Below are 21,315 nucleotides of genomic sequence, written 5' to 3' on the forward strand. Positions count from 1 at the left end.
AATAAGGCTTGGCAAAGCAAACATCGCCTCCCCTCAACAAAGCGTAGCTAAAGGGAGAGAGATATTAGCTTTGCAGCAAGCATTTTAGGTATCGCCTCATAGGCTGACTATTTCCGGCTTCATACTATAAAGAACGAACAATACCTCTTCTTTCTCTCGCTGGCCTACATCGTTTTTATTAAGCGCCTCTAAGGCATCGTCTAATACAGCAAGAAACTCTTCACCGCTAATATTCATACCTTTATGTGTCGCCACCATATCCTTACCTTGGTAAACGTTGGGGCCTCCGGTACCGGCAATAAAAAACGTAGCTGCGCCATTTTTTAAAGCCGCTACATTGCTGTTTGCATACCTTGGCGAGATTTTGGGGTTTGCCAGATGAATATCTACCAAATCACCGGCTAACTTGGTGATTCCTTCTGTGCCACCTAAACGAACATACAATGAATCAGACATATCTTCCTCCTTTAAAGAAGTACTCTATGAGGATAGTTCACCCCGCTTAAATGCCATACAAATGTACTTGGCGAGAAGCCTAGTTGTGATTTGGTGAGGTATACAAATGAATACAGCTAGCCATTAGCCTGCTGCAAACTCGCCTACAGTGGGGCTTAAGGCTGTGGTAATACGAGATAGAGACTACAGATTTCTATTTGTCTCACTTATACGACAAGGGGTTTAATCATTAGCTGGGCTGCTTCGCCATAACTTGGGTCAACCGGCTGATTCACTGTTGTGAATCCTTGCTTCTGCCAAAACGGGAATGAGTCTTGTACCGCTACCAACATAATTTGCTGGTAGCCTTTAGCCAGGGCCGTCTTAAGGAGGTGAGTAAACAAACTTTTGCCAATACCTCTACCCGCTGCTGCTTTCGCCACGGCAAGGTCATGTAAAAACAGTACCGAAGCTTGGCTGTTGGTTGTTAAGGGCTTAAATAGTTTAGGCGGGGTTTGCCCATGCCAAGCATGAGCCAGCAAGTAGCCGATAACTTCGCCCTGCTCTTGATATATGAAGCAGCTGTCTGGTGAATTTAACCACTTACTCTTCAACACTTGCAGCGTTTCTGGCTCTACAGACAAATACACTTGCCCTTGTAATTCAACTATCTGCGGCCAGTTAACATCCACAATCTTTTGTATTGGCATTTACATCTATTACCTTCATTTAAAAAAAACGAGCATGGCTAAGCTTGCTACGTTACTAATTATTTTCAGTCGTGGCCGCTTGCATTGGCTTCACATATTCACAGCGGCCATCTTCTAGGTAATGACCACAGACAAAATACTGATCCTTCCACAGGATCTTCTCAGGATTCCACATGTTCGTATTATTAAAAACGCATGCACACGGTTGTTCGCTCATAATTTCACTGATTTTTCGACTGGTTTTTTTTGGTTTTTTGGCTTCATCTCGCTGCTTTATAGCTTCCATAAGCCTAGCCTTGGCTCGCTCAGTCTCAGTTCTTAGTGCTGGCGATTGGTTTAGCTCTGTATCCTGCTGTGAGTAAGCAGCAGGGCTGGTGATTAAAGGAAGCAACAGCAGAACAAGACAAATAACATTTTTCATTTTTTACCTCTTAAACTGAAAAACACTTAACGGCATGACCAGCAGCTATAAAAATAGACATTAGCTAAAGCACTATGCTTTTGCTTCTAATAACTCGCGTAAAGCAGTAGGCAATATGGCGCGAGTTTTTTGAGTAATGGCTTGTTCGTGCTTTTGCCATAACACCCCAAGATAAACGATGGCTAAGCCAATGGCGCTTAAGACCACCGGAAATAACCAGCTGTCTTTAAATACGCTAAAGGCTAAATAACCCAGGTAGCTGCAAGCACCCAGTGCGCCACATACCACAAAAATTCGCCGCACTAATAATACACCTATACCTATCATGCTGAGGTTAATGCACAAATAGAAGAACTTTGACAGCTCACTGTTGGAGTGCATCGAAGACAAACTGCCCCAAAACGCCAATACCCCAAACAGGTAGATCCAAAAAGCATAATCGGCTTGTTTACGAGTGCGAATGTCCACCCAAAAGGCTAAACCAATCATTAATAGTCCTGAATATAGCGAGACCAGTTTTCGTAATTCCCAGGAATAATCGCCGCCCGAGAGCATGGCACTGATATCCATACTCATATACCAAAGCGTGGCAGCGATAGGCATAAACAAGAAGGGATATTTATATTTCCAAGCAATCACCGCCCCCACTGCTAGGGTGGCCAGTTCCATATATAACCAATGCCATTGAATGTAACGATGATAGTCTTGATAAACGCTATTATCGGGCCACAGCCCTAAGTAAACTTGCAAACCATATACAGCCAAAGGCGTTAAACACACCACAAAGGTGGCGCAAATACCGGCGGGAATATTGAGCTGCTTAGCTGCAAAAACGCTGCTAAGTTTCAAACCCAAGGCCGCATAAATGCAGCAAATAACCAAGATCCCGCCGCCGCCAAAGGCCTCCCAGCCCAGCGTCATAAATATGCTCATTGCGCCAATGGCGATCAACCCGCCAAAATAATAAAGCACATGGGTAAAGTTGAATCTGGGTGTGTCTTTGGCTTGTTCGCTTAAGTACTGGTACAGCGCTTCTGCCTGTTCAGCTGAAATGATATTTTCGGCCGCAGCGGCGGCTAAGTGCTTTTTGCTTACATCCATGTATTGTCTCTCTACTAGCAGCGCCTTAATGATTAGCCGAAGCGCGTATTATTCAATACGTTTTTGCCAATCGTATTCCATTTGGCGAGCCACTTGTTCTGCCAGAGCATAACTTTCAAGTTGCGCCACCAAGAATAAACTCATATCAATGCCGGCAGAAATGCCCGCCGAGCTAATGTATTTGCCCGCATCCAGCCAACGTTTATCACTGAGCACCGTTAATTGCGGGAAATCCGCCGCCAAATCGGCAATATCTTCCCAATGGGTGGTCACCTCTAGGCCATCTAACAAGCCAGCGTTGGCCAACAAAAATGCCCCGGTACACACCGATGCTACTTTACTCGCTTGTTGGTCGACTTGAGCTATCCAAGCCAGTACATTGGGTTTGAGCATTTCATCGGTATGCACTCCGCCAACAACAATCAATAGATCGATAGGAGGGTGAGCATCTATCGAATAGTCGGGTAATACACGAAAGCCCCCTCGAGCCACCACAGGGTCTTGAGTTTCGGCGACTAAAAAGACCTTCCAGTTGCTAGCCTGTAACCTTTTTGCTGTGCTAAACACTTCAAAAGGCCCGGAAAAATCCAATACCTCTGCATCTTGATAGATATAGATCCCAATATTCACTCTGCCTCCATCTGCTAGGCGTCTTGAAGATTAACCAGCAAATGCTGCCAAATAAGAGAGTAACAATAAGGCTAACTTACATGGCAACAAAGGCAGTTTCTGTGATTTGACTTCAGCTAATTCGAATGACTTATTTGGCTTTAAACCATAGCGCTTTGGCCAACAAACAGGCGTTCTTCAAAGATTTCTGGCTCCAAAGCTTCACTAAAATAGAAACCCTGATATACCGTACAGCGGCGATATTTAAGAAACTCTAGTTGATACTCGGTTTCTACCCCTTCGGCAATCACTTCTAAGTCTAAGTTTTCCGCCATCGAGATAATGGTGGTGATAATGGCACATTCACTGCCACCGCTTTGTAACTCACTCACAAAAGACTTATCAATCTTCAAACAGTTAATTGGTAGTTTATTCAGGTAGGCCAAAGAGGAGTAGCCAGTACCAAAGTCATCCACCGAGAAGCGTACGCCAATGTCACGTAGCGCCTGAATTTTTTGCACCGTATCTTGTACGTTATCTACCAAGACGCCTTCGGTGATTTCTAATTCAATTAAACGCGGGTCACAACCAGAAGCCTTGATAATATCCAAGGTTTCCTGCACAAAAGTATCGCGGTGGAACTGATTAGGGCTGACGTTTATCGACAAAGTTTTAAAGTTTTCAGGTAGTCCGCGGTCTTGCCACGTTTTTAAGGTTTCACAGGCACTGCGCATCACCCATTGCCCTAGCATTAAAATCAGCCCGTTTTCTTCCGCAAGAGGAATAAAGCGCCCTGGTGAGATCCAACCCAACTTGGTATCAAACCAACGTAATAGGGTTTCCGCCCCCACCATTTCAAAATTGGCGTTATAACGCGGCTGGAAGTACGCCACCATATCTTCGCTTTCTAAGGCGTGACGCATCAGCTTAGTGAGTTGATGACGTTCTTGAATTTCATCGGCCATTTTCTCAGAAAAAACATGCACACTAGAGCGCTCATGATCTTTACCATGATAGAGCGCGATGTCGGCTTGTCTGAGGATTTCAGTGGCATTGCTGTCTTGGTTGGGGAACAGTGCCACACCGGTGGTGAGGTTAAGCGAAATCTGGTTACCCTTAATCACAAACTCTTTGTGAATCACTCGACCAAGCTGCTCGGCGATTTGACTGGCTAAGTACTGCGCTTCTTCTCGGTCGTTAGACAGATTCGGCACCAATAGTGCAAATTCATCGCCACCTAAACGCGCCACCGTTTCGGCACTGCTACGCCCTTCTCTTAAGCGATGTGCAATCAAGCGTAATAACAAATCGCCCGCAGCATGGCCCAGCATGTCGTTTACGTTTTTAAAATGGTCGATATCTAAATAAATCAGTGCGCCAATTTTGTTGTTTTTACGGCCACGTTCAATCTCTAAATCTAAATTTTCCAGCAGCTTACGCCGATTTGACAAGCGAGTAATGTCATCATGCGAGGATTGAAAACGGACTAACTCTTGGGCCGAGCGGACCTCAGAGATATTGGTTTGGGTACTAATCACCCGTGACGGCAAGCCCCGCTCACTACGTTCTACTACCATGCCGCGCGATAATACCCACAGGTAATGGCCGTCACGGTGGCGAACGCGGTGCATGGCTTCGTACACTTTGGTTTTCTTTTTCAAGTGTTTACGTAGTTCGTTCAGAGTTTTATCAAGATCTTCGGGGTGAATGCGCGATTCCCATTCCTCGATTTTTTCGCCAATTTCGTGCTCTTGGAAACCGAGCATCGCTTTCCATTGTGGCGAGTAATACACCGTATTGGTGATCAGGTTCCAATCCCAAATACCGTCACCAGAGCCGCTTAAGGCAAACTGCCAGCGCTGCTCACTGCGTTGCAACTGGGCGAAGCTACTATGAATACCATCGGCCATTTTGCCAATGGCATGTTCCAGCGCGCCAATTTCACCCTGACTTTTGGCTACAATTTGCGCATTACTTTGGGTTTGGATCTGTCGGGTGCGGCCTACTAAGCGGTTAATCGGCTGTACCAATAAGCGGTTTAGCATTAATACCAATAACGACATCGCAATCGACATATAGATGAAGCTTTTCACCGCTTCATCAAAAATGGCTCGCCGCTTGACCAACCAACTGTTCTCTAAGTTATAACTAACAAATATCGCCCCTTGCTCGGGGCGGCGTAAGCTGTCTTCCCGCGGCCCCATGTCTAGAGGTAAATACAAATTCACCTGCCATTGCTTGGCTAAAATTTGCTTGATGGGTGAACGCGTCTCCCTCACCTGTTGGAATAGGTCACTATTAAAGAAGTTAGCGTTGTCGGCAGCAAATAAACTCTTTTCAGCACGTTTATTGGATAACTGCACCAAACCTTGTGGATCAATAATTTGTAATGAATCTAATTGATGGTTTAGTGCAAACAAAGTGAGCTGACGCTCGGCAATGTTCCATTGGTGGCGAGACAGACTGTCTGACAGAGTTTGTTGTAATTGGTAAGCCGAATTAAGCAAACTAACGCTGGTATCATTGGCTAACTGCTGCTTTTGCTCGTTTAAGGTGCCCACCAACAATAAGCCTTGGGCAATCAACAACAACACCAAAGCTAAGATAGGAATAACTACACTTAGGGAAATGCGCTTTAAGCTAAACACCAGTAAACTCCGTCAACCACTCGCTAGTAAAATTTCTCCTTAAATCAGGAGAGCGATGAATGAGTTCCAATTCGGCCATACGTTGCGCTTTTTGTTGCGCATGACCAATCATCACCTCACCGGAAAGCAAGGCAATACTTTGTTGTTTGTTTAGCATCTGTATTTTTGAATAGGCTTGGCGCACTTCTTTGCTATACAGTTGATTACGTTTGGCAATCAGCTTGTAGCCTTCGCGTGAGTGCTCTTCTAACCAACTCTGTGCGGCAAAAAAGTTACTTAACAGTTGAGCGACTTGGCGGCCTTTGTGGTTCAGCACTTCTGTTCTGACCACCATCACTCGATAATACGCCTCGCCTTGACTACCACTTTGATATAACACATTGGCCGATAAATTATCGACCAAGCGGCTTTGAATGGGGCCAGATGTCATTACCGCGCTGATTTCACCCTTGCGGAATAAGGCCAGTTGTTCATCTAATTTGGCTTCAACTAAAACGAATTTATCGGCATTTACATCTTCATTGTTTAACCAATCATCCATAACCAAAGATGCCACCGATTTACTTTCGTAGCCAATTCGCTTGCCAGTCAATTGGCTCACTTGCGAAATATCGGCCTGGCTCACTAAGGCGTCTCCGCCAACGCTGCGGTCCACCACCGCGACAATGGTTAAGTCGACGCTTTCGGCAAGTAAATTAATGGCTTCGGTTAAACTTAAAAAGGCAGCATCTACTTGGCCACTTTTTAAGGCGTGCATCACGTGGCTAGGTGTGGTTAATTCGCTAACGGTATATTGCTCAGCCCCTGTATAGGCTAATTGTTTGGAAAGAAATATTGGCTCAAAACCCAACCAAGGGGACAAGGCGACACGAAGTGGCTGCTGCTGAATTTGGCAAGCTAACAACAAGCTACAGACTAAACCAACCAGGCTAATTCGCCAGGTTTTATCATACAAAATACTTAACTTCATATCCTTGAGCAGCTCACTCTTCCTGAGTAGACGACTGGGTAAAAAAACTTATTCTGCTTGGCTTAGCGGGAAAAAGAAAGTAAACACCACAAAAAACAAAGCCAATATTACAAACTTAAAATTTTAGGCCTGAAAATCACGCGTTGGATCAAAAAAGTGCCAATAGATTGGCACTTTATATTTACAAAAAAAACTGGGCTTAGCGAGCTCTAAGTGCAGCTATGCGTTTCTCTAAAGGTGGGTGACTAAGGAAGAGTTCACTCATTGAACGCTTACCGTTAATCCCAAAGGCCATTAATGAGCCTTCCATTTCAGGTTCACGACTTCCGCCTAAACGCTGCAAGGCATTAATCATTTTTTCTTTACCAACTAATTTGGCAGAGCCTTCATCGGCACGATATTCGCGCTGACGAGAGAACCACATCACAATGATGCTGGCCAAAATACCAAACACCATTTCTAGCACAAACACCGTAGCCATATAGGCTAAAGTCCCCATGCCTTGGCCATTTTCATTGTTATTGCTCATGCTTGAGCTAATCACGTTGGCAATAATACGGGCGAGGAACATCACAAAGGTATTCACCACACCTTGAATTAAGGTCAGGGTGACCATGTCGCCATTGGCAATGTGGCTAACCTCATGGGCCAATACCGCTTCCACTTCATCACGAGTCATGTTGTCTAACAGGCCTGTGCTTACGGCCACCAGAGCGTCATCTTTTTTGGCACCGGTAGCGAAGGCATTCATATCTGGGGCGTGATAAATCGCCACTTCAGGCATGCCAATACCCGCTGCTTTGGCTTGACGCGCTACGGTATCCACTAACCAAGCTTCCGTTTGGTTGCGAGGAGTAGTAATCACCTGCGCATTGGTTGAACGTTTGGCCATCCACTTGGAAATGAGCAAGGAAATAATCGACCCGCCAAAACCAAATATGGCACAAAACACCAATAGGCCGCCCACGCTTCGAGTAGAAATACCCAAAACAGAGAACACAATATTCATCACTATACCCAGCACTAATACAACGGCTAGGTTAGTCGCTAAAAACAACAATATACGCTTCATCGTTTTCCTCAATAGGGGTGAAGTTGTTCAACACCTATAATATATTGGGTATGGCTCACATTTTTCAATGCTTTAACATAGTCTTTTTTATCTTTACATTTGATCAATAAATTTATTGATATTAAAACAGTCTTTTAGTGAGAATTCGTTGATATTAGTAAGGTAAGGAATTTCGCCAATACAAGGCGCAGCAATAGCCTGCTTGAGGTAACTGACGTTTTGCGCAGACACTTCGCTTTCTTCTGCCAGATTGTTCGCCACCCAGCCAATCAGTTTGGCCCCACTTGCGGCAATCGCCTCAACACTTAATAAGGCATGGTTAAGGCAACCCAGTTTCACGCCTACCACCAAAATCACCGGCAGCCCTTGTTCGGCCACCCACTGTGATAAAGTTTGCTGCTCAGTTAAAGGAACGTGCCAGCCTCCTGCCCCTTCAACTAAAACACAGTTAGACGTTGCTCGTAACTCGGCTAAACCTTGGCTCATTAAGCCAATGTCGATAGTTTGTCTGGCGTAATGCGCTGCAATATGCGGAGCGATGGGCGGTTCAAATACCACCGGATTCACTTGTTGATAATTTAAATCTAAACTGCTCGCCTGCATTAGCGCCAAGGCATCATCGTTGACTAAACCATGCTGCTGAAAACTCGCCCCTGCGGCTATCGGCTTGTAGCCATTCACCACCGAGTAATGGGCTTGTAAGGCGCCAATCAAGCCGCAACTGACCAAAGTTTTACCCACTTCGGTATCCGTACCAGTAACAAAAACCGCTTTACTCATTAATTAATACTCCGTAGCCAAGCTGATAAGTCGCACTCACCGCTGCAGGCTGATTCGCTAAGCTATAATCTCGCTGATAAATTTGGATCATTTTGTTCAATTGTGCTGGAGTGCTAGCTCGACGTTTCGCCCCCACCACATAGTTTGCCCCAATGCCTTTTAGATCTTTAAGTAAGGCCAAGGGATGCTGATAAGTCATCACCACCGTTTCCATGCTTAAGCCTTGAGGATTAAAACCTGCTCGTTTAATGGCATCTGCCACCTGCGCTTGAGTTAAAAAGCGGTTAACGTGGGGCCGTTGGTCAACTGCCTGCCAAGCCTGCTTTAACTCATGAAGCGAGCCGTCTAATAAGGTAGAAAACAGCGCAACACCACCGGGTTTAAGTACTCGTTTAATTTCAGACAAAGCGCCCGATAGGCTATTACACCACTGCAAAGCGAGGCTGGAAAAAACCAAATCAACGCTGTTACTGGCCAGAGCGAGTTCTTCGGCGTCACTGACTAAGGCGCCAATCGAGGCATGTTCACTTCTCGCTTGGCTGGCCATGGCATGGGATAAGTCTACCGCTATGAGGGACTGCGCTTTGCTCAACAAGGGTCGCGCAAAATAGCCGGTGCCGCAGCCTAAATCCAGCGCCGTTTGATACGCCCTTTGGGGGGCCAAATTTAGTAAATACTGACCTACTTGCTGCTGCAATTGCGCCGACTGATTATAAGTGAGTGCAGCTTTTGAAAAGGCCTGCGCCACTACACGCTTATCAATGTTCATCTTGCTCATTTAAAATGTCTGCCAGTGCTGCCAATAAAGCGTGAATATCCTCTCGGCGGTGATGACTACTTAAGGTAATTCGTAAACGCGCGGTATTGGGTGGAACCGTAGGTGGGCGAATAGCGGTTACCCAAAAACCCTGTCGTTTTAATTGCTGACTCACGGCCACTGCCCGTTCACTACTGCCAATCAGTATTGGCTGAATAGCGGTAGTAGATTGGCTAAGCGGGAGCTTCAACTCGCCCGCTAAGCGCTTAAACAAGGTAATATTGGCTTGTAGTTGCTGCTGATAACTATGATCAGCACGCACCAGCTTTATCGCAGCGCTAATGGCCATAGCTTGCGCTGCAGGCATTGCAGTGGAGTAAACATAACTCCTGTCGAAATTGATCAGGTAATCATGTAGGTCTTGATCACATAGCAGGGTGGCACCCGCAACACCTAAAGCTTTACCAAAGGTGAGCATCTGTATTTGCACCTCGGAAGCTGCCACTTGCTGTTGACTCAAGCTGCCACGGCCCTGCTCTCCTAAGCAACCTACACCATGAGCGTCATCTACCATTAGCCAACTGTTATGCTGTTGGCAAAGCTGCGCCATAGCCCTGAGCGGTGCTTGATCACCGTCCATGCTGAATACCCCTTCGGTGATCACTAAACAGTTTTGTTGCTCGCGTTGGCCAAGCCGCCGAGCTAATTGTTCAAGCTGATTGTGGGCAAAGCGTTTTGACTGGCAGCCGCTTAACACGCCCGCTTCAATTAAGGAGGCGTGATTCAATTTGTCTTGTAATAGCAAATCGTTTTTACCGAGCAGCGTTTTAATAAGCCCTTGGTTGGCCGAGAAGCCACTATTAAATAATAAGGCGGCGCTTCTGCCTTGCCATTCACACAGCTCTTGCTCCAATTGGTAGTGAGCACTTTGAAAGCCGGTGACTAAAGGCGAACCACCACAGCCTACGCCAAAGCGCTTAGCCCCTTCGCGCCAAGCTTCGACGATTTTTGGATGACAAGCTAAGCCTAGGTAGTCGTTGCTAGAAAAATTAAGGTATTGCCTGCCTTCACTAACAAATACTCGACCTTGCGCTGAATCTTGAGTACAACGTTGACGAAATAACTGCTGCTGACGGCGTTGCTGCAGCGCATCTTGGATAAATTCAAAAGCCATTAAGATGCGTCGTAAAACTGCGAGTTGCTAAGTTTTTGCTGTTGTTTCACTAGGCTTTTATATAAATCTTGCTCTTGTTCTTCGGTGCCGTTTTTTAAGCTAGCCGGCTCTGGACGGATCCCCAATTTTTTGAACAGTTGCATATCGTGATTTTCATCGGGGTTGGCGGTGGTGAGCAACTTGCAGCCGTAGAAAATGGAGTTAGCGCCGGCCATAAAACACAAGGCTTGAACCTGCTGGTTCATCTCTTCCCGCCCCGCAGAAAGGCGTACATGCGAGCGTGGCATCATGATCCGCGCTACAGCAATACAGCGAATGAACTCGAAGTGGTCCATATCTTCCACGTTTTCTAACAAGGTGCCCTTTACTTTTACCAACATATTAATCGGTACGCTTTCGGGATGACGCGGTAAGTTAGCTAATTGCACCAATAAACCACTGCGGTCGGTGGCCGTTTCACCCATGCCCATGATCCCACCAGAACAAACTTTCATGCCGGCAGAACGCACATGCTCTAAGGTGTCTAAGCGTTGATCGTAACTGCGGGTGGTGATGATTTCTTGGTAAAACTCGCGTGAGGTGTCTAGGTTATGGTTGTAATAATCAAGTCCGGCTTCAGCTAGTTGCTCTGCTTGCTGTTTTTCTAACATGCCTAGGGTCATGCAAGTTTCCATGCCCATTTGCTTAACCCCTTCCACCATTTGGATTAAATAAGGCATGTCACGCTGTTTCGGATTTTTCCAAGCCGCTCCCATACAAAAGCGCGTTGAGCCATTTTCCTTGGCTTTTTTAGCTTCTTTTAGCACGTGTTCCACTTCTAAAAGCCGCTCAGTTTTTAAATCAGTTTTATGGTGAGCGCTCTGCGGACAATACTTACAGTCCTCGGGACAGGCACCGGTTTTTATTGATAACAAGGTAGACACCTGCACTTGATTGGGGTCGAAGTTGGCGCGGTGCACGCACTGAGCTTGAAACAACAAATCGTTAAAAGGCAAAGCAAACAAGTCATTTACTTCCGATACGGTCCAATCGTGGCGGAGTGTCTGGGTCATTATCAGGACTTCCTTTAGAAATAATAATCCGCTAGTCTAGCCGCAGTTAAGCCGCTGTCAACTTTAAAAAAACAACAACTTTACTAACGGTTAATTTATGAGCATTGATTTACAATTCGACCAGCAACACCTTTGGCACCCCTATACTTCATCTTTGAAGCCACTGCCCTGTTATCCGGTGGCCTCCGCTGAAGGTTGTGAGTTGATCTTAGAAGATGGGCGCCGTTTGGTTGATGGTATGGCGTCATGGTGGGCCTGTATTCATGGTTATCAAGTTGCCCAATTGGATCAGGCGGTTCAGCAACAGCTCAGTAAAATGTCGCATGTGATGTTTGGTGGCTTAACCCACCAACCTGCCATCGACTTATGTAAAAAGTTGGTCGCCCTGACTCCAGAAAATCTACAGCAAGTGTTTATCAGTGACTCGGGCTCTGTGGCGGTGGAAGTGGCCTTAAAAATGGCGCTGCAATATTGGCAAGCCAAAGGAGAGCCCCGCGCCAAGTTTGCCACGGTGCGTAATGGTTACCATGGCGATACCTTTGCCGCCATGTCGGTTTCCGATCCCCAAGGAGGCATGCACCAACTTTATCAGGGTTTTTTAGCCGAGCACTTTTTTTGTGACGCACCCCAGACGCGTTTCGATGAGCCTTGGAACAATGCCGATATAAGCCCTATGAAGACGCTGTTAGCCGAACATCACCGTTCTATAGCCGCAGTGATTATTGAGCCAATTGTGCAAGGCGCTGGGGGCATGCGCATCTACCATCCAGAATATCTAAAAGCGCTGCGCGCCCTGTGTGATGAATACGGTTTATTGTTGATAGCCGATGAAATCGCCACCGGCTTTGGTCGCACCGGTAAGCTATTTGCCTGCGAACATGCGCAAATTCAACCCGACATTCTGTGTTTGGGCAAGGGCCTTACCGGCGGCTATATGAGCTTAGCCGCTACGCTTACCAGTAAACACATCGCCCACACCATTTGCAGTGGCGATGCGGGAGTGTTTATGCACGGCCCTACCTTTATGGGCAACCCCTTAGCCTGCGCCGTAGCCAATGCCAGCATCGAATTGTTGCTCAACAGCCCATGGCAGCAGCGAGTTGAGCATATTCAAGCGCAGCTGAACCAAGGTTTAGCCACCTGTTTAAGTTTGGACTCCATAGCCGACGTGCGGGTTCTGGGTGCGATCGGGGTGGTTGAGGCCAAGCGTCCGGTAGACTTAGCCCAAATTCAGGCAAAATTTGTAGAATTAGGGGTGTGGATCAGGCCCTTTGGCAAACTGATTTACCTAATGCCGCCATACACCATTAGCGACGCTCAACTGGAGCGACTTTGCTCGGCGATTTATCGAGTAATGGCAGAGCTTTAAGCTACGGCAGATAGTAAAATAGCAGAATAGCGATGACGATGGCCGCCAGCAAACCGGTATTCATTTTGAAATAATCGGTGCGCCGGCGTGAACGGCTCCAGTTAATCAGCATGCCGCCTAAGGTGATGCCGCAACAAGTCCATAGCAATAGTAAAAATAACTGCCGTAAGTTTTCCACCCAGTGGTCTCTATACACTTCTGTTCCACTGGATTGAAAAGCGCTGTAGGCAATTTCTGGCCGAGCATAGTGATAAACCACTAAAGCGCTAATGAAGATGACCCACGCTAATAAAGAAACCAATACAATCAGTCTTTGCAAGGTATCTGGCCCCTTTCTTCTTTCTTTACGATTTGTTTTGGGCATTTAGCCCCCTATTACTATTTGTTTTCGAGGTTTCCTTACAATAACTTAGCGATTTGCCGAGTTTTAGCAATTTTTACTTGAGTCTTTAGCCTCAAGAAGTAACATTGGTTGCCTTATAATATTAGCACTATCAGATTGGAGCAGTTGTTTGCTATGACGCATTCTTCAGTGACAGACGTTTTGAGTGGAAAATTCAGCGTTGGTCAACAAGTTACTATCAAGGGATGGATCCGTACTCGACGTGATTCTAAAGCAGGCCTTTCATTCTTGGCGATTCACGATGGTTCGTGCTTCGACGCGGTTCAAGCCGTCGCCCCCAACAGCCTACCCAATTATGAGAATGACGTATTAAAGCTCACTGCAGGCTGCTCAGTTAAAGTGACTGGCGAAATCGTCGAGTCTCCTGGACAAGGCCAATCTTTTGAAATTCAAGCCGCTGATGTTGAAGTACTAGGTTGGGTAGAAAACCCTGACAGCTACCCAATGTCGGCGAAACGCCACAGCATTGAGTACTTACGTGAGCATGCTCACCTACGCCCTCGCACCAATGTGATTGGCGCAGTTACTCGGGTACGTAACTGTTTATCTCAGGCCATTCACCGTTTCTATCATGAACAAGGTTATGTTTGGGTAAGCACACCGATTATTACCGGCAGCGATACTGAAGGTGCCGGCGAGATGTTCCGCGTGTCGACACTAGATATGAATAACTTGCCGTTAGGTGATAAAGGCGAAGTCGATTACCAGCAAGACTTTTTTGGTAAAGAAACCTTCTTAACCGTATCTGGCCAGCTAAACGCCGAAACCTATGCTTGTGCCCTGTCTAAAGTGTATACCTTTGGCCCAACCTTCCGTGCTGAAAACTCAAATACTAGCCGCCATCTAGCCGAGTTTTGGATGGTTGAACCAGAAGTGGCTTTTGCCGATCTAGAAGACGTAGCCAAGCTAGCTGAAGACATGCTGAAGTATGTATTTAAAGCAGTATTAGAAGAGCGCATGGATGACATGAATTTCTTCGCCCAACGCATCAACAAAGAAGCAATTAGCCGTTTAGAAAACTTCGTTAGCGCCGATTTTGCACAAGTTGATTACACCGATGCCATTCAAATCCTACAAGACTCTGGCCGAAAATTTGAGTACGACGTGGAATGGGGCATCGATATGTCTTCAGAACATGAACGTTACCTAGCCGAAGAGCACTTTAAAGCGCCAGTGGTAGTGAAAAACTACCCGAAAGACATTAAAGCCTTCTACATGCGCCAAAATGACGATGGCAAAACTGTAGCCGCAATGGACGTATTAGCGCCCGGCATCGGCGAAATCATCGGTGGTAGCCAACGTGAAGAACGTTTAGACGTACTCGATGCACGCCTAGAAGAGCTGAACTTAGATAAAGACGATTACGGCTGGTACCGCGATTTACGTCGCTACGGCACCGTACCTCACTCCGGTTTCGGTTTGGGCTTTGAACGTTTAGTGTCTTACGTTACTGGTATGAGCAACATTCGCGACGTAATTCCCTTCCCTCGTTCACCGAAAAATGCTGAATACTAAACCCTAGTTAGCATTAACCACTACTAACAAAAGCCTCAATATTTGAGGCTTTTTTATTTGTCGATCGCCTTCACACTCACACCTATAAGCCGCGTAGCCACTGCAATCAACGCTATACAGCTCACCATACTTCATACATACTTAAGCCCATAACTTGGTGAAAAGCACCAAAGCAATAAAAAGGATTTTCATGAGAAAGTTAAAAGTGATTACCACCGAAGATGTGTTGCTAACACTGTGTAATTCGGTCACCAACGTCTTAAGTAAAGCCACCACTAGCGAAATTAAATATTCCGCCATGGTCCAGAAGATTAACAAGACCTGCTTAAAACCGGACATTGGCTGTTTTGTGCTGTTTGATGGCGGATTTTCAGGCTTGGTAGTGATCAACTTTACTGCCGATGCGGCGATGGAAATTTACCGTAACTACATGTTGCACATGGGCATTCCAGAATCTGAACTAGCTCAAGCTCATACTGCCGATGAAGTGGGCAATGTAATGGGTGAATTAATGAACCAAATGGTGGGTTATTTTACCGGTGTTATTGGTAAAGAGTTACAAACATCACTCACCCAGAACCAACCCAAAATGTTGGCTTTAAATAAACAGGTATTGATTTCCATCGATACAAATTTGGATCGCCCACAAGCGCGCCGCGTGACCTTCACCACCGAAAAGAACAACATTTTCTATCTAGAACTCGCCATGGATAAAACCGAGTTTATCAAACTGCATGAGTTTGAAACCGAAGATGACGTTGATCCAGATGATCTTATCGAGCAAGCCGCATCACAAAAGAAAGCAGCGCAGGAAACCAAAGACCTAGCGCAAACTATTGATCAAGACTTATTAGATGAGTTAGGCATTTAAGCCATTAAGCGTGCTAGATGCTCAAGGGTAACTTGAGCATCTAGGTAATCCAGCGGTAAAGCTTGCTGTTGGCCATGTTGAGACAATACCAACGATGGAAAACCTTGAATAGGCAGACTACGAGCAAACTCAATTTGCTCCATTAGCTGTTGGTTTAAGGCCTCACTTTGCATATCTGCGATAAACTGCTGTTTGTCTAAGTTCAACTGCTCGGCCAAAGCCACTAGTACCTCAAACTCTGACGGGTTTTTCGCCTGTAAATAATAAGCCTGTTGAATAGCACTTATCATCGCCTTACCGGCCGCTTGTTTCTCGGCAGCCAATACCGCCCGGTTGGCGGGATAAGTCGAGCGCTTAGGGCTATTTAAATGCCAAAAATCATGGTTAAACTGTGTGCCTAATTGCAGAGCAATTTTGCGCCAAGTTTGCTGTAAGAATTGCTGCATCTCTTGCGGCATCGGCTGCTCGGTATCGGCAGCTAAGCCACCGAGTAAGTAGACCAAGTCCACTCCCGGAGGCAGCGCTTGTTCTAATTCTGCTAAGCGCGGCTTATAGCCCCAACACCAAGAGCACATAGGGTCGTGAACATAGTATACAAGGGCCATGGCTACTTATAACCAGCTAACGTAGTCTTCAAAGGCAAGCTCACGCACTTTGCTGGCTTTTGTTTGCGGGCTACCCAAATAGAGAAAGCCTACTATTGATTCATGTTCGGCTAAACCTAACTGTTGCTTAACTGTAGCGCTGTAAGCCATTGGGCCGGTGCGCCAAATACCGTTATAGCCTTGAGCAAAGGCGGCCATTTGCATGGCATGAACGGCGCAGCCCGCCGAGATGACTTGTTCAATCTCGGGCACTTTGGCATGCTCTTTTGGACTAGCAATGACGATGGTGATAAGCGGAGCACGAAACGGCATGGTTTTGGCCTTTTCACTATCACCTGCTTCGGCCAGTGCGGCTTGTTCAAAAATATCTGCTAGTTTTCCGAGACCTTCACCGCTCACGTGAATAAAACGCCAAGGTGTTAAACCACCATGGTCGGGGGTTCTTAGTCCGGCTTTCCAAATCGTTTCTAACTCTGCACCTTCTGGGGCGGGCGCGGTTAAACGTGGGCAGGATTGACGATTAAGTAATAAATCTAAGGCCTTCATTGTTATCCTTAACGAGGGAGTTTGTTAGGCCATTGTGCGTAAATTGTGTTAAAAGTAAAGTTAAGGCTTAATCATGTGGCGCAGTAACATGAAGTATAAACAAGCAAGTACTCAGTTTGAGCAGCAACAGCGGCTACGCCGTGAACAAATCATGCAGCTACAAGCTTGGGTAAAACAACATCCCAAACCCACCGCCGCATTAATTCAACAGTGGCTGAAACTAGAGCGCCGCCGCTAACTCAGCACCTTGACGTATTGCACGTTTGGCATCCAACTCGGCCGCAACGTCGGCTCCACCAATCAGATGAGAAACGATCCCTAAGGCGCTTAAGTCATCATGCAAGCTACGTAGTGGTTCCTGCCCGGCACAAATCACGACTTGATCCACCGCTAACAGCTGCTCTTTTTCGCCGCAACGAATGTGCAGACCTTGGTCGTCTATTTTGAGGTATTCAACACCAGCTAACATTTCCACCTGGTTTTTCTTCAAGGTTTCGCGATGGATCCAGCCGGTAGTTTTACCTAAGTCCTTACCCACTTTGCTCGATTTTCGCTGACACAAATATACCTTACGAGCAGCCTCATGGGATTGCTGCGGTTTTAAACCGCCAGGCTCAGCAATCTCCCTGTCGATACCCCAGCTATCTAACCAGCGATTTACATTGGTCGATAACGAAGGCTTTTGTTCAACCAAATACTCCGCCACATCAAAGCCAATACCGCCGGCGCCAATAATCGCCACTTGTTGGCCAATCGGTTTATGGTCGCGCAATACATCTAAATAACTACACACTTTTTCGTGACTAATACCTTCAATGGGTGGGGTGCGTGGCAAAATACCAGTGGCTATCACCACCTCGTCAGCAGCTAAATCACTGAGCATCGGCGCGTCTACTTTAGTTTCTAAATGCAGTTCAACACCTAATTGCTTAATGCGGTTGGCGAAGTAGCGCAGGGTTTCATAAAACTCTTCTTTTCCGGGAATTTGTTTGGCGTAGTTAAACTGCCCGCCAATTTGTTCCGCTTGGTCATACAAGCTAACTCGATGGCCTCGTTCGGCCGCATAACAGGAAAATGCCAAACCAGCAGGCCCGGCGCCTACCACAACAATATGTTTAGCCTTAGTTACTGGAGGGAAGCTCAACTCGGTTTCATAACAGGCCTGAGGATTCACCAAACAGCTGGCACGTTGCTGTTTAAATACATGGTCTAAACAAGCTTGATTACAGGCAATACAGGTATTGATTAGAGCCGCTTGATTATTGCGGGCTTTTTCCACAAACAGTGGATCGGCCAACAGCGGACGCGCCATCGACACCATGTCGGCTTGCCCAGAGCGCAAAATATTTTCGGCCACATCGGGGGTATTAATGCGGTTAACGGCGACCATTGGTATGTTGATGTGTTGCTTCACTTTTTCGGTAACCCAAGCAAAGGCTCCCCGCGGCACACTGGTGGCGATGGTAGGAATCCGCGCCTCATGCCAGCCAATACCAGTATTGAGTATGCTAACGCCGGCTTGCTCCAAGGCTTTGGCTAACAGTAACACTTCTTCAAAGGTACTACCTTGCTCGACTAAGTCCAGCATGGATAAACGAAACACAATGATGAAGTCTTTACCCACCGCCGCTCGCGTTTGCTTCACCACCTCTATGGGGAATTTAATGCGATTTAGATAGCTACCTCCCCAACTATCGCTGCGACGGTTGGTTCGCGAACAAATAAACTGATTAATCAGGTAGCCTTCTGAGCCCATGATCTCTACCCCATCATAACCAGCGCGTTGGGCCAGCTTGGCACTGTTGGCAAAATCTTTAATGGTGCCGCGAATTTGTCGCTCGCTCATGGCTTTTGGCTTGAAGGGGTTAATCGGCGCTTTAATTTTACTGGCACCAACACTAAAGGGATGATAGGCATACCGACCGGCATGCAGTAATTGTAAGGCAATCTTTCCGCCTTCTTTATGTACCGCTTCGGTGATAATACGGTGCTTTTTAACCTGCCAAGGAAAACTCAACTGACAGCCATTGGGAGCAAGACGGCCTCGAAAATTGGGCGCAATTCCCCCAGTCACAATTAAGCCCACTCCCCTTTAGCTCGCAATGCGTAGAATGCCGCTAGTTTTTCAAATCCACCTTTTTCTTCTAAGCCGGTGTGCATAGAGCCCATTAAAACGCGACTAGGTAACTGAGTGAATCCTAAATCCAAGGGAGCGCTTAAATGTGGGTACTTGGTCATCCGTGTAGCCTCTAATTGGTAGCCATGTTATGAAAGTGTTAACAGCATATACAAAGCAAACTACAGTTTCAAACATTTGTTTGAATATTTGCAGGTGCCTGTTTTTTATGACTATGGTAACGTTTAAGACACCATTAACTATTTAAGTAGAGCACCGTGTTTAAATTTATTAAAAACATCTTTCGCTTTTTCTGGCGTACCCTTAATTTTATCCGGGCACTGATCGTTAATTTATTTTTGTTAGTGATGGTTATCCTGGTGATAGTGGCCTTAGGTAACATCGACAGTGAGCCCCAGATAACTCCTCCAGCAGGTGCACTCGTTCTTAACTTAAACGGTCAAATTGTTGAGCAAACCCAACGAATTAATCCCATTGCAGAATTTAGCAATGAGGTCTTAGGCAATAGCGTTGAAAAGGAAATAGACCTTTACAGCGTAGTACAAGCCATTGATGCAGCACGTGTCGATAGCAACATCACCGGCATAGTATTAGGCCTAGACGCATTACCGCGCACCAGCCAAACCAAGTTAAGCATTATTGGCGAAGCCCTAGAGCGTTTTAAAGACAGTGGCAAACCGATTATTTCTTACGCCGACTACTATGATCAGCACCAATATTACTTAGCCAGCTTTGCCGACACCGTGCTACTCAACCCTAAGGGTGCAGTATTAATGCGTGGCATGAACTCGCGGCAACTGTTCTTTAAAGATGCCATCGACAAACTAGAATTAAACACTCATATATTCCGCGTAGGTACTCATAAATCGTTTGTAGAGCCTTACATTCGCAACGATATGTCTATTGAGGCCAAACAAGACTTAGCACACTGGATGGATCAACTCTGGCAAACTTATTTAGACACAGTGTCAGCTAATCGAGGTATTGCTCAGCAGCAATTAATGCCCAAAGCCAAACAACTCATTGCTGCCCTTAAAACCGTTGACGGCGACGGTGCTCGCTACGCTGAAAAATACGGTTTGGTGGACCAACTCACTACCCGCTCACAAGCTAAACAACTATTAATCGACACCTTTGGTGAAAGCGAAGACGGCGGCTATCAATCCCAAGACTTTAGCGAATACTTGAGTAATCTTCCCGGTCCCTCAAATGCTCCCGACAAGGTTGCCCTGTTGATCGCTCAAGGCGCGATTGTAGGCGGCCGTGGTCAAGACCAGGTGATTGCCGCTGACACGGTGTTAGAACAACTAAATCAAGCCTTAGAAGACGAAGACGTAAAAGCCTTAGTGGTACGTGTAGACAGCCCAGGCGGCAGTGCTTTCGCTTCAGAGTTGATTCGTGAAAAGCTAGGGCAGTTCCAAGATAAAGGCATTCCTGTTGTCGTGTCCATGGGTAGCGTGGCAGCCAGTGGTGGTTATTGGATATCGTCTACCGCTGATCAGATCTTTGCCAGTCCCACCACTATCACCGGCTCAATAGGCATCTTCGGCATGTTTGCCACCATAGAAAATGCCTTAGCCAAATTGGGCATTAGTAGTGACGGTTATGCCACTGGCCCACTAGCGGAAATTAGCCCTTTTCAAGCTCTACCCGATGAAGTGGCAGAAATCATTCAGCTGAATATTGAACACGGCTACCACGACTTCGTTTCCTTAGTATCAAACGGTCGAGCCATTCCAATGGCGGATATGGATGACATTGCCGAAGGACGTATTTGGACTGGCCAAGACGCCCTAGAAAACGGCTTAGTTGACCAGCTGGGCGACCTTAATGCTGCCATTGATTACGCCGTAAGCTTGGCTGAATTAAACGCTTACCAGCTAGATAAGCTAGAAGTGCCGATGTCTCCGCGGGAACGTTTTATCGCCGAACTATTCGACAGCAAATTCAGCCAAGCCTTGGCAAGCCATCTGCCACAGTGGACTTTGTTGCAACAAATCAAACAACAAGCCCCCTCTTTAGAGCAATTTAATGATCCAATGGGTCAATATAGCTTCTGCGCGGTGTGTGAAGGGCTACAATAGCCTTAATTAATCCGCGTTAGCTACTTACATTCAGCGTCCATCAGACTATAATTTCA

20 protein-coding genes and 1 pseudogene are annotated in these 21,315 nt (G+C 46.4%); 5 read left to right on the plus strand and 16 right to left on the minus strand.

The genetic code is table 11. The annotated features are described in order from the left end of the window. Positions 1-96: 96 nt before the first annotated feature. The 12 genes from AR383_RS02800 to bioB all read right to left on the minus strand — a co-directional run bounded on the left by AR383_RS02800 (position 97) and on the right by bioB (position 11,729). The gene (locus tag AR383_RS02800; RefSeq protein ID WP_055731756.1) at positions 97-456 is read right to left on the minus strand and encodes a group I truncated hemoglobin; all 360 of its coding nucleotides are present in this window, start codon (positions 454-456) and stop codon (positions 97-99) included. 206 nt (positions 457-662) lie between these two features. Then, positions 663-1,145, minus strand: coding sequence for a GNAT family N-acetyltransferase (locus tag AR383_RS02805; RefSeq protein WP_055731757.1), 483 nt, complete (start codon positions 1,143-1,145; stop codon positions 663-665). Positions 1,146-1,200: 55 nt separating this feature from the next. After that, the gene (locus AR383_RS02810; RefSeq protein ID WP_055731758.1) at positions 1,201-1,566 is read right to left on the minus strand and encodes a hypothetical protein; all 366 of its coding nucleotides are present in this window, start codon (positions 1,564-1,566) and stop codon (positions 1,201-1,203) included. Positions 1,567-1,638: 72 nt separating this feature from the next. Then, a complete protein-coding gene (locus AR383_RS02815) occupies positions 1,639-2,667 on the minus strand; it encodes a hypothetical protein (protein WP_055731759.1) in 1,029 nt (342 codons plus the stop codon). Positions 2,668-2,715: 48 nt separating this feature from the next. After that, positions 2,716-3,297: a DJ-1/PfpI family protein gene (locus AR383_RS02820; RefSeq protein WP_055731760.1), complete on the minus strand. Its 582-nt coding sequence runs from the start codon at positions 3,295-3,297 to the stop codon at positions 2,716-2,718. Between the two features lie 140 nt (positions 3,298-3,437). Further along, entirely contained in the window at positions 3,438-5,924 is a 2,487-nt protein-coding gene (locus AR383_RS02825) for a putative bifunctional diguanylate cyclase/phosphodiesterase (RefSeq protein ID WP_055731761.1), read from the minus strand. Beyond that, positions 5,917-6,894: an ABC transporter substrate-binding protein gene (locus tag AR383_RS02830; RefSeq protein ID WP_055731762.1), complete on the minus strand. Its 978-nt coding sequence runs from the start codon at positions 6,892-6,894 to the stop codon at positions 5,917-5,919. Before AR383_RS02830 ends, AR383_RS02825 begins: the two co-directional genes overlap by 8 nt. A 199-nt stretch (positions 6,895-7,093) precedes the next feature. Then, on the minus strand, positions 7,094-7,966 hold the full coding sequence (htpX, locus tag AR383_RS02835; protein WP_055731763.1) for a protease HtpX: 873 nt from the start codon (positions 7,964-7,966) through the stop codon (positions 7,094-7,096). A 93-nt stretch (positions 7,967-8,059) separates the two neighbouring features. After that, the gene (gene bioD, locus AR383_RS02840) at positions 8,060-8,746 is read right to left on the minus strand and encodes a dethiobiotin synthase (RefSeq protein ID WP_055731764.1); all 687 of its coding nucleotides are present in this window, start codon (positions 8,744-8,746) and stop codon (positions 8,060-8,062) included. Then, positions 8,739-9,515 (minus strand): malonyl-ACP O-methyltransferase BioC, encoded by a 777-nt coding sequence (gene bioC / locus AR383_RS02845; RefSeq protein WP_055731765.1) that lies wholly within the window; start codon positions 9,513-9,515, stop codon positions 8,739-8,741. The genes bioD and bioC overlap by 8 nt, the downstream gene beginning before the upstream one ends. Beyond that, the gene (bioF, locus tag AR383_RS02850; RefSeq protein ID WP_055731766.1) at positions 9,505-10,677 is read right to left on the minus strand and encodes an 8-amino-7-oxononanoate synthase; all 1,173 of its coding nucleotides are present in this window, start codon (positions 10,675-10,677) and stop codon (positions 9,505-9,507) included. Before bioF ends, bioC begins: the two co-directional genes overlap by 11 nt. Further along, a complete protein-coding gene (gene bioB, locus AR383_RS02855; protein WP_055731767.1) occupies positions 10,677-11,729 on the minus strand; it encodes a biotin synthase BioB in 1,053 nt (350 codons plus the stop codon). Before bioB ends, bioF begins: the two co-directional genes overlap by 1 nt. 97 nt (positions 11,730-11,826) lie before the next feature. Between bioB and bioA the strand changes: the two genes are divergently transcribed. After that, the gene (gene bioA / locus AR383_RS02860; RefSeq protein ID WP_055731768.1) at positions 11,827-13,098 is read left to right on the plus strand and encodes an adenosylmethionine--8-amino-7-oxononanoate transaminase; all 1,272 of its coding nucleotides are present in this window, start codon (positions 11,827-11,829) and stop codon (positions 13,096-13,098) included. Position 13,099: 1 nt separating this feature from the next. Here the strand turns inward: bioA and AR383_RS02865 are convergent, their stop codons facing one another. Then, positions 13,100-13,462, minus strand: a complete 363-nt coding sequence (locus AR383_RS02865; RefSeq protein WP_055731769.1) for a hypothetical protein — start codon at positions 13,460-13,462, stop codon at positions 13,100-13,102. A 153-nt stretch (positions 13,463-13,615) separates the two neighbouring features. Between AR383_RS02865 and asnS the strand changes: the two genes are divergently transcribed. Both asnS and AR383_RS02875 read left to right on the plus strand, forming a co-directional pair. Further along, positions 13,616-15,016, plus strand: a complete 1,401-nt coding sequence (gene asnS / locus AR383_RS02870; protein ID WP_055731770.1) for an asparagine--tRNA ligase — start codon at positions 13,616-13,618, stop codon at positions 15,014-15,016. A 190-nt stretch (positions 15,017-15,206) separates the two neighbouring features. Beyond that, positions 15,207-15,887 (plus strand): DUF3334 family protein, encoded by a 681-nt coding sequence (locus AR383_RS02875; RefSeq protein WP_055731771.1) that lies wholly within the window; start codon positions 15,207-15,209, stop codon positions 15,885-15,887. Here the strand turns inward: AR383_RS02875 and AR383_RS02880 are convergent. Both AR383_RS02880 and AR383_RS02885 read right to left on the minus strand, forming a co-directional pair. Beyond that, entirely contained in the window at positions 15,884-16,492 is a 609-nt protein-coding gene (locus tag AR383_RS02880; RefSeq protein ID WP_055731772.1) for a DsbA family protein, read from the minus strand. The two genes, AR383_RS02875 and AR383_RS02880, sit on opposite strands and share 4 nt — an antisense overlap. Before the next feature lie 6 nt (positions 16,493-16,498). Next, on the minus strand, positions 16,499-17,038 hold the full coding sequence (locus AR383_RS02885; protein WP_055731773.1) for an NAD(P)H nitroreductase: 540 nt from the start codon (positions 17,036-17,038) through the stop codon (positions 16,499-16,501). A gap of 88 nt (positions 17,039-17,126) precedes the next feature. Between AR383_RS02885 and AR383_RS21460 the strand changes: the two genes are divergently transcribed. Then, positions 17,127-17,276, plus strand: a complete 150-nt coding sequence (locus AR383_RS21460; RefSeq protein WP_157051630.1) for a hypothetical protein — start codon at positions 17,127-17,129, stop codon at positions 17,274-17,276. On the opposite strand, the pseudogene AR383_RS02890 reads toward AR383_RS21460, so the two are convergent. After that, positions 17,259-19,276, minus strand: a pseudogene (locus AR383_RS02890) (oxidoreductase). The gene AR383_RS21460 and the pseudogene AR383_RS02890 sit on opposite strands and share 18 nt — an antisense overlap. Before the next feature lie 156 nt (positions 19,277-19,432). On the opposite strand from AR383_RS02890, the gene sppA reads away from it, so the two are divergent. Continuing rightward, on the plus strand, positions 19,433-21,259 hold the full coding sequence (gene sppA, locus AR383_RS02895) for a signal peptide peptidase SppA (RefSeq protein WP_055731774.1): 1,827 nt from the start codon (positions 19,433-19,435) through the stop codon (positions 21,257-21,259). Positions 21,260-21,315: the final 56 nt, after the last annotated feature.

It is taken from the genome of Agarivorans gilvus, assembly GCF_001420915.1.
Taxonomy (GTDB): Bacteria; Pseudomonadota; Gammaproteobacteria; order Enterobacterales; family Celerinatantimonadaceae; genus Agarivorans; species Agarivorans gilvus.

Excerpts from the sequence above, each read along its gene's own strand:
- AR383_RS02830 (WP_055731762.1), bottom strand. The coding sequence starts at position 6,894 with ATGAAGTTAAGTATTTTGTATGATAAAACCTGGCGAATTAGCCTGGTT.
- bioD (WP_055731764.1), bottom strand. The coding sequence starts at position 8,746 with ATGAGTAAAGCGGTTTTTGTTACTGGTACGGATACCGAAGTGGGTAAA.
- AR383_RS02880 (WP_055731772.1), bottom strand. The coding sequence starts at position 16,492 with ATGGCCCTTGTATACTATGTTCACGACCCTATGTGCTCTTGGTGTTGG.
- AR383_RS21460 (WP_157051630.1), top strand. The coding sequence starts at position 17,127 with ATGAAGTATAAACAAGCAAGTACTCAGTTTGAGCAGCAACAGCGGCTA.
- AR383_RS02800 (WP_055731756.1), bottom strand. The coding sequence starts at position 456 with ATGTCTGATTCATTGTATGTTCGTTTAGGTGGCACAGAAGGAATCACC.
- asnS (WP_055731770.1), top strand. The coding sequence starts at position 13,616 with ATGACGCATTCTTCAGTGACAGACGTTTTGAGTGGAAAATTCAGCGTT.
- bioB (WP_055731767.1), bottom strand. The coding sequence starts at position 11,729 with ATGACCCAGACACTCCGCCACGATTGGACCGTATCGGAAGTAAATGAC.
- AR383_RS02865 (WP_055731769.1), bottom strand. The coding sequence starts at position 13,462 with ATGCCCAAAACAAATCGTAAAGAAAGAAGAAAGGGGCCAGATACCTTG.
- bioF (WP_055731766.1), bottom strand. The coding sequence starts at position 10,677 with ATGGCTTTTGAATTTATCCAAGATGCGCTGCAGCAACGCCGTCAGCAG.
- AR383_RS02810 (WP_055731758.1), bottom strand. The coding sequence starts at position 1,566 with ATGAAAAATGTTATTTGTCTTGTTCTGCTGTTGCTTCCTTTAATCACC.
- AR383_RS02815 (WP_055731759.1), bottom strand. The coding sequence starts at position 2,667 with ATGGATGTAAGCAAAAAGCACTTAGCCGCCGCTGCGGCCGAAAATATC.
- bioA (WP_055731768.1), top strand. The coding sequence starts at position 11,827 with ATGAGCATTGATTTACAATTCGACCAGCAACACCTTTGGCACCCCTAT.
- htpX (WP_055731763.1), bottom strand. The coding sequence starts at position 7,966 with ATGAAGCGTATATTGTTGTTTTTAGCGACTAACCTAGCCGTTGTATTA.
- bioC (WP_055731765.1), bottom strand. The coding sequence starts at position 9,515 with ATGAACATTGATAAGCGTGTAGTGGCGCAGGCCTTTTCAAAAGCTGCA.
- AR383_RS02805 (WP_055731757.1), bottom strand. The coding sequence starts at position 1,145 with ATGCCAATACAAAAGATTGTGGATGTTAACTGGCCGCAGATAGTTGAA.
- AR383_RS02885 (WP_055731773.1), bottom strand. The coding sequence starts at position 17,038 with ATGAAGGCCTTAGATTTATTACTTAATCGTCAATCCTGCCCACGTTTA.
- AR383_RS02875 (WP_055731771.1), top strand. The coding sequence starts at position 15,207 with ATGAGAAAGTTAAAAGTGATTACCACCGAAGATGTGTTGCTAACACTG.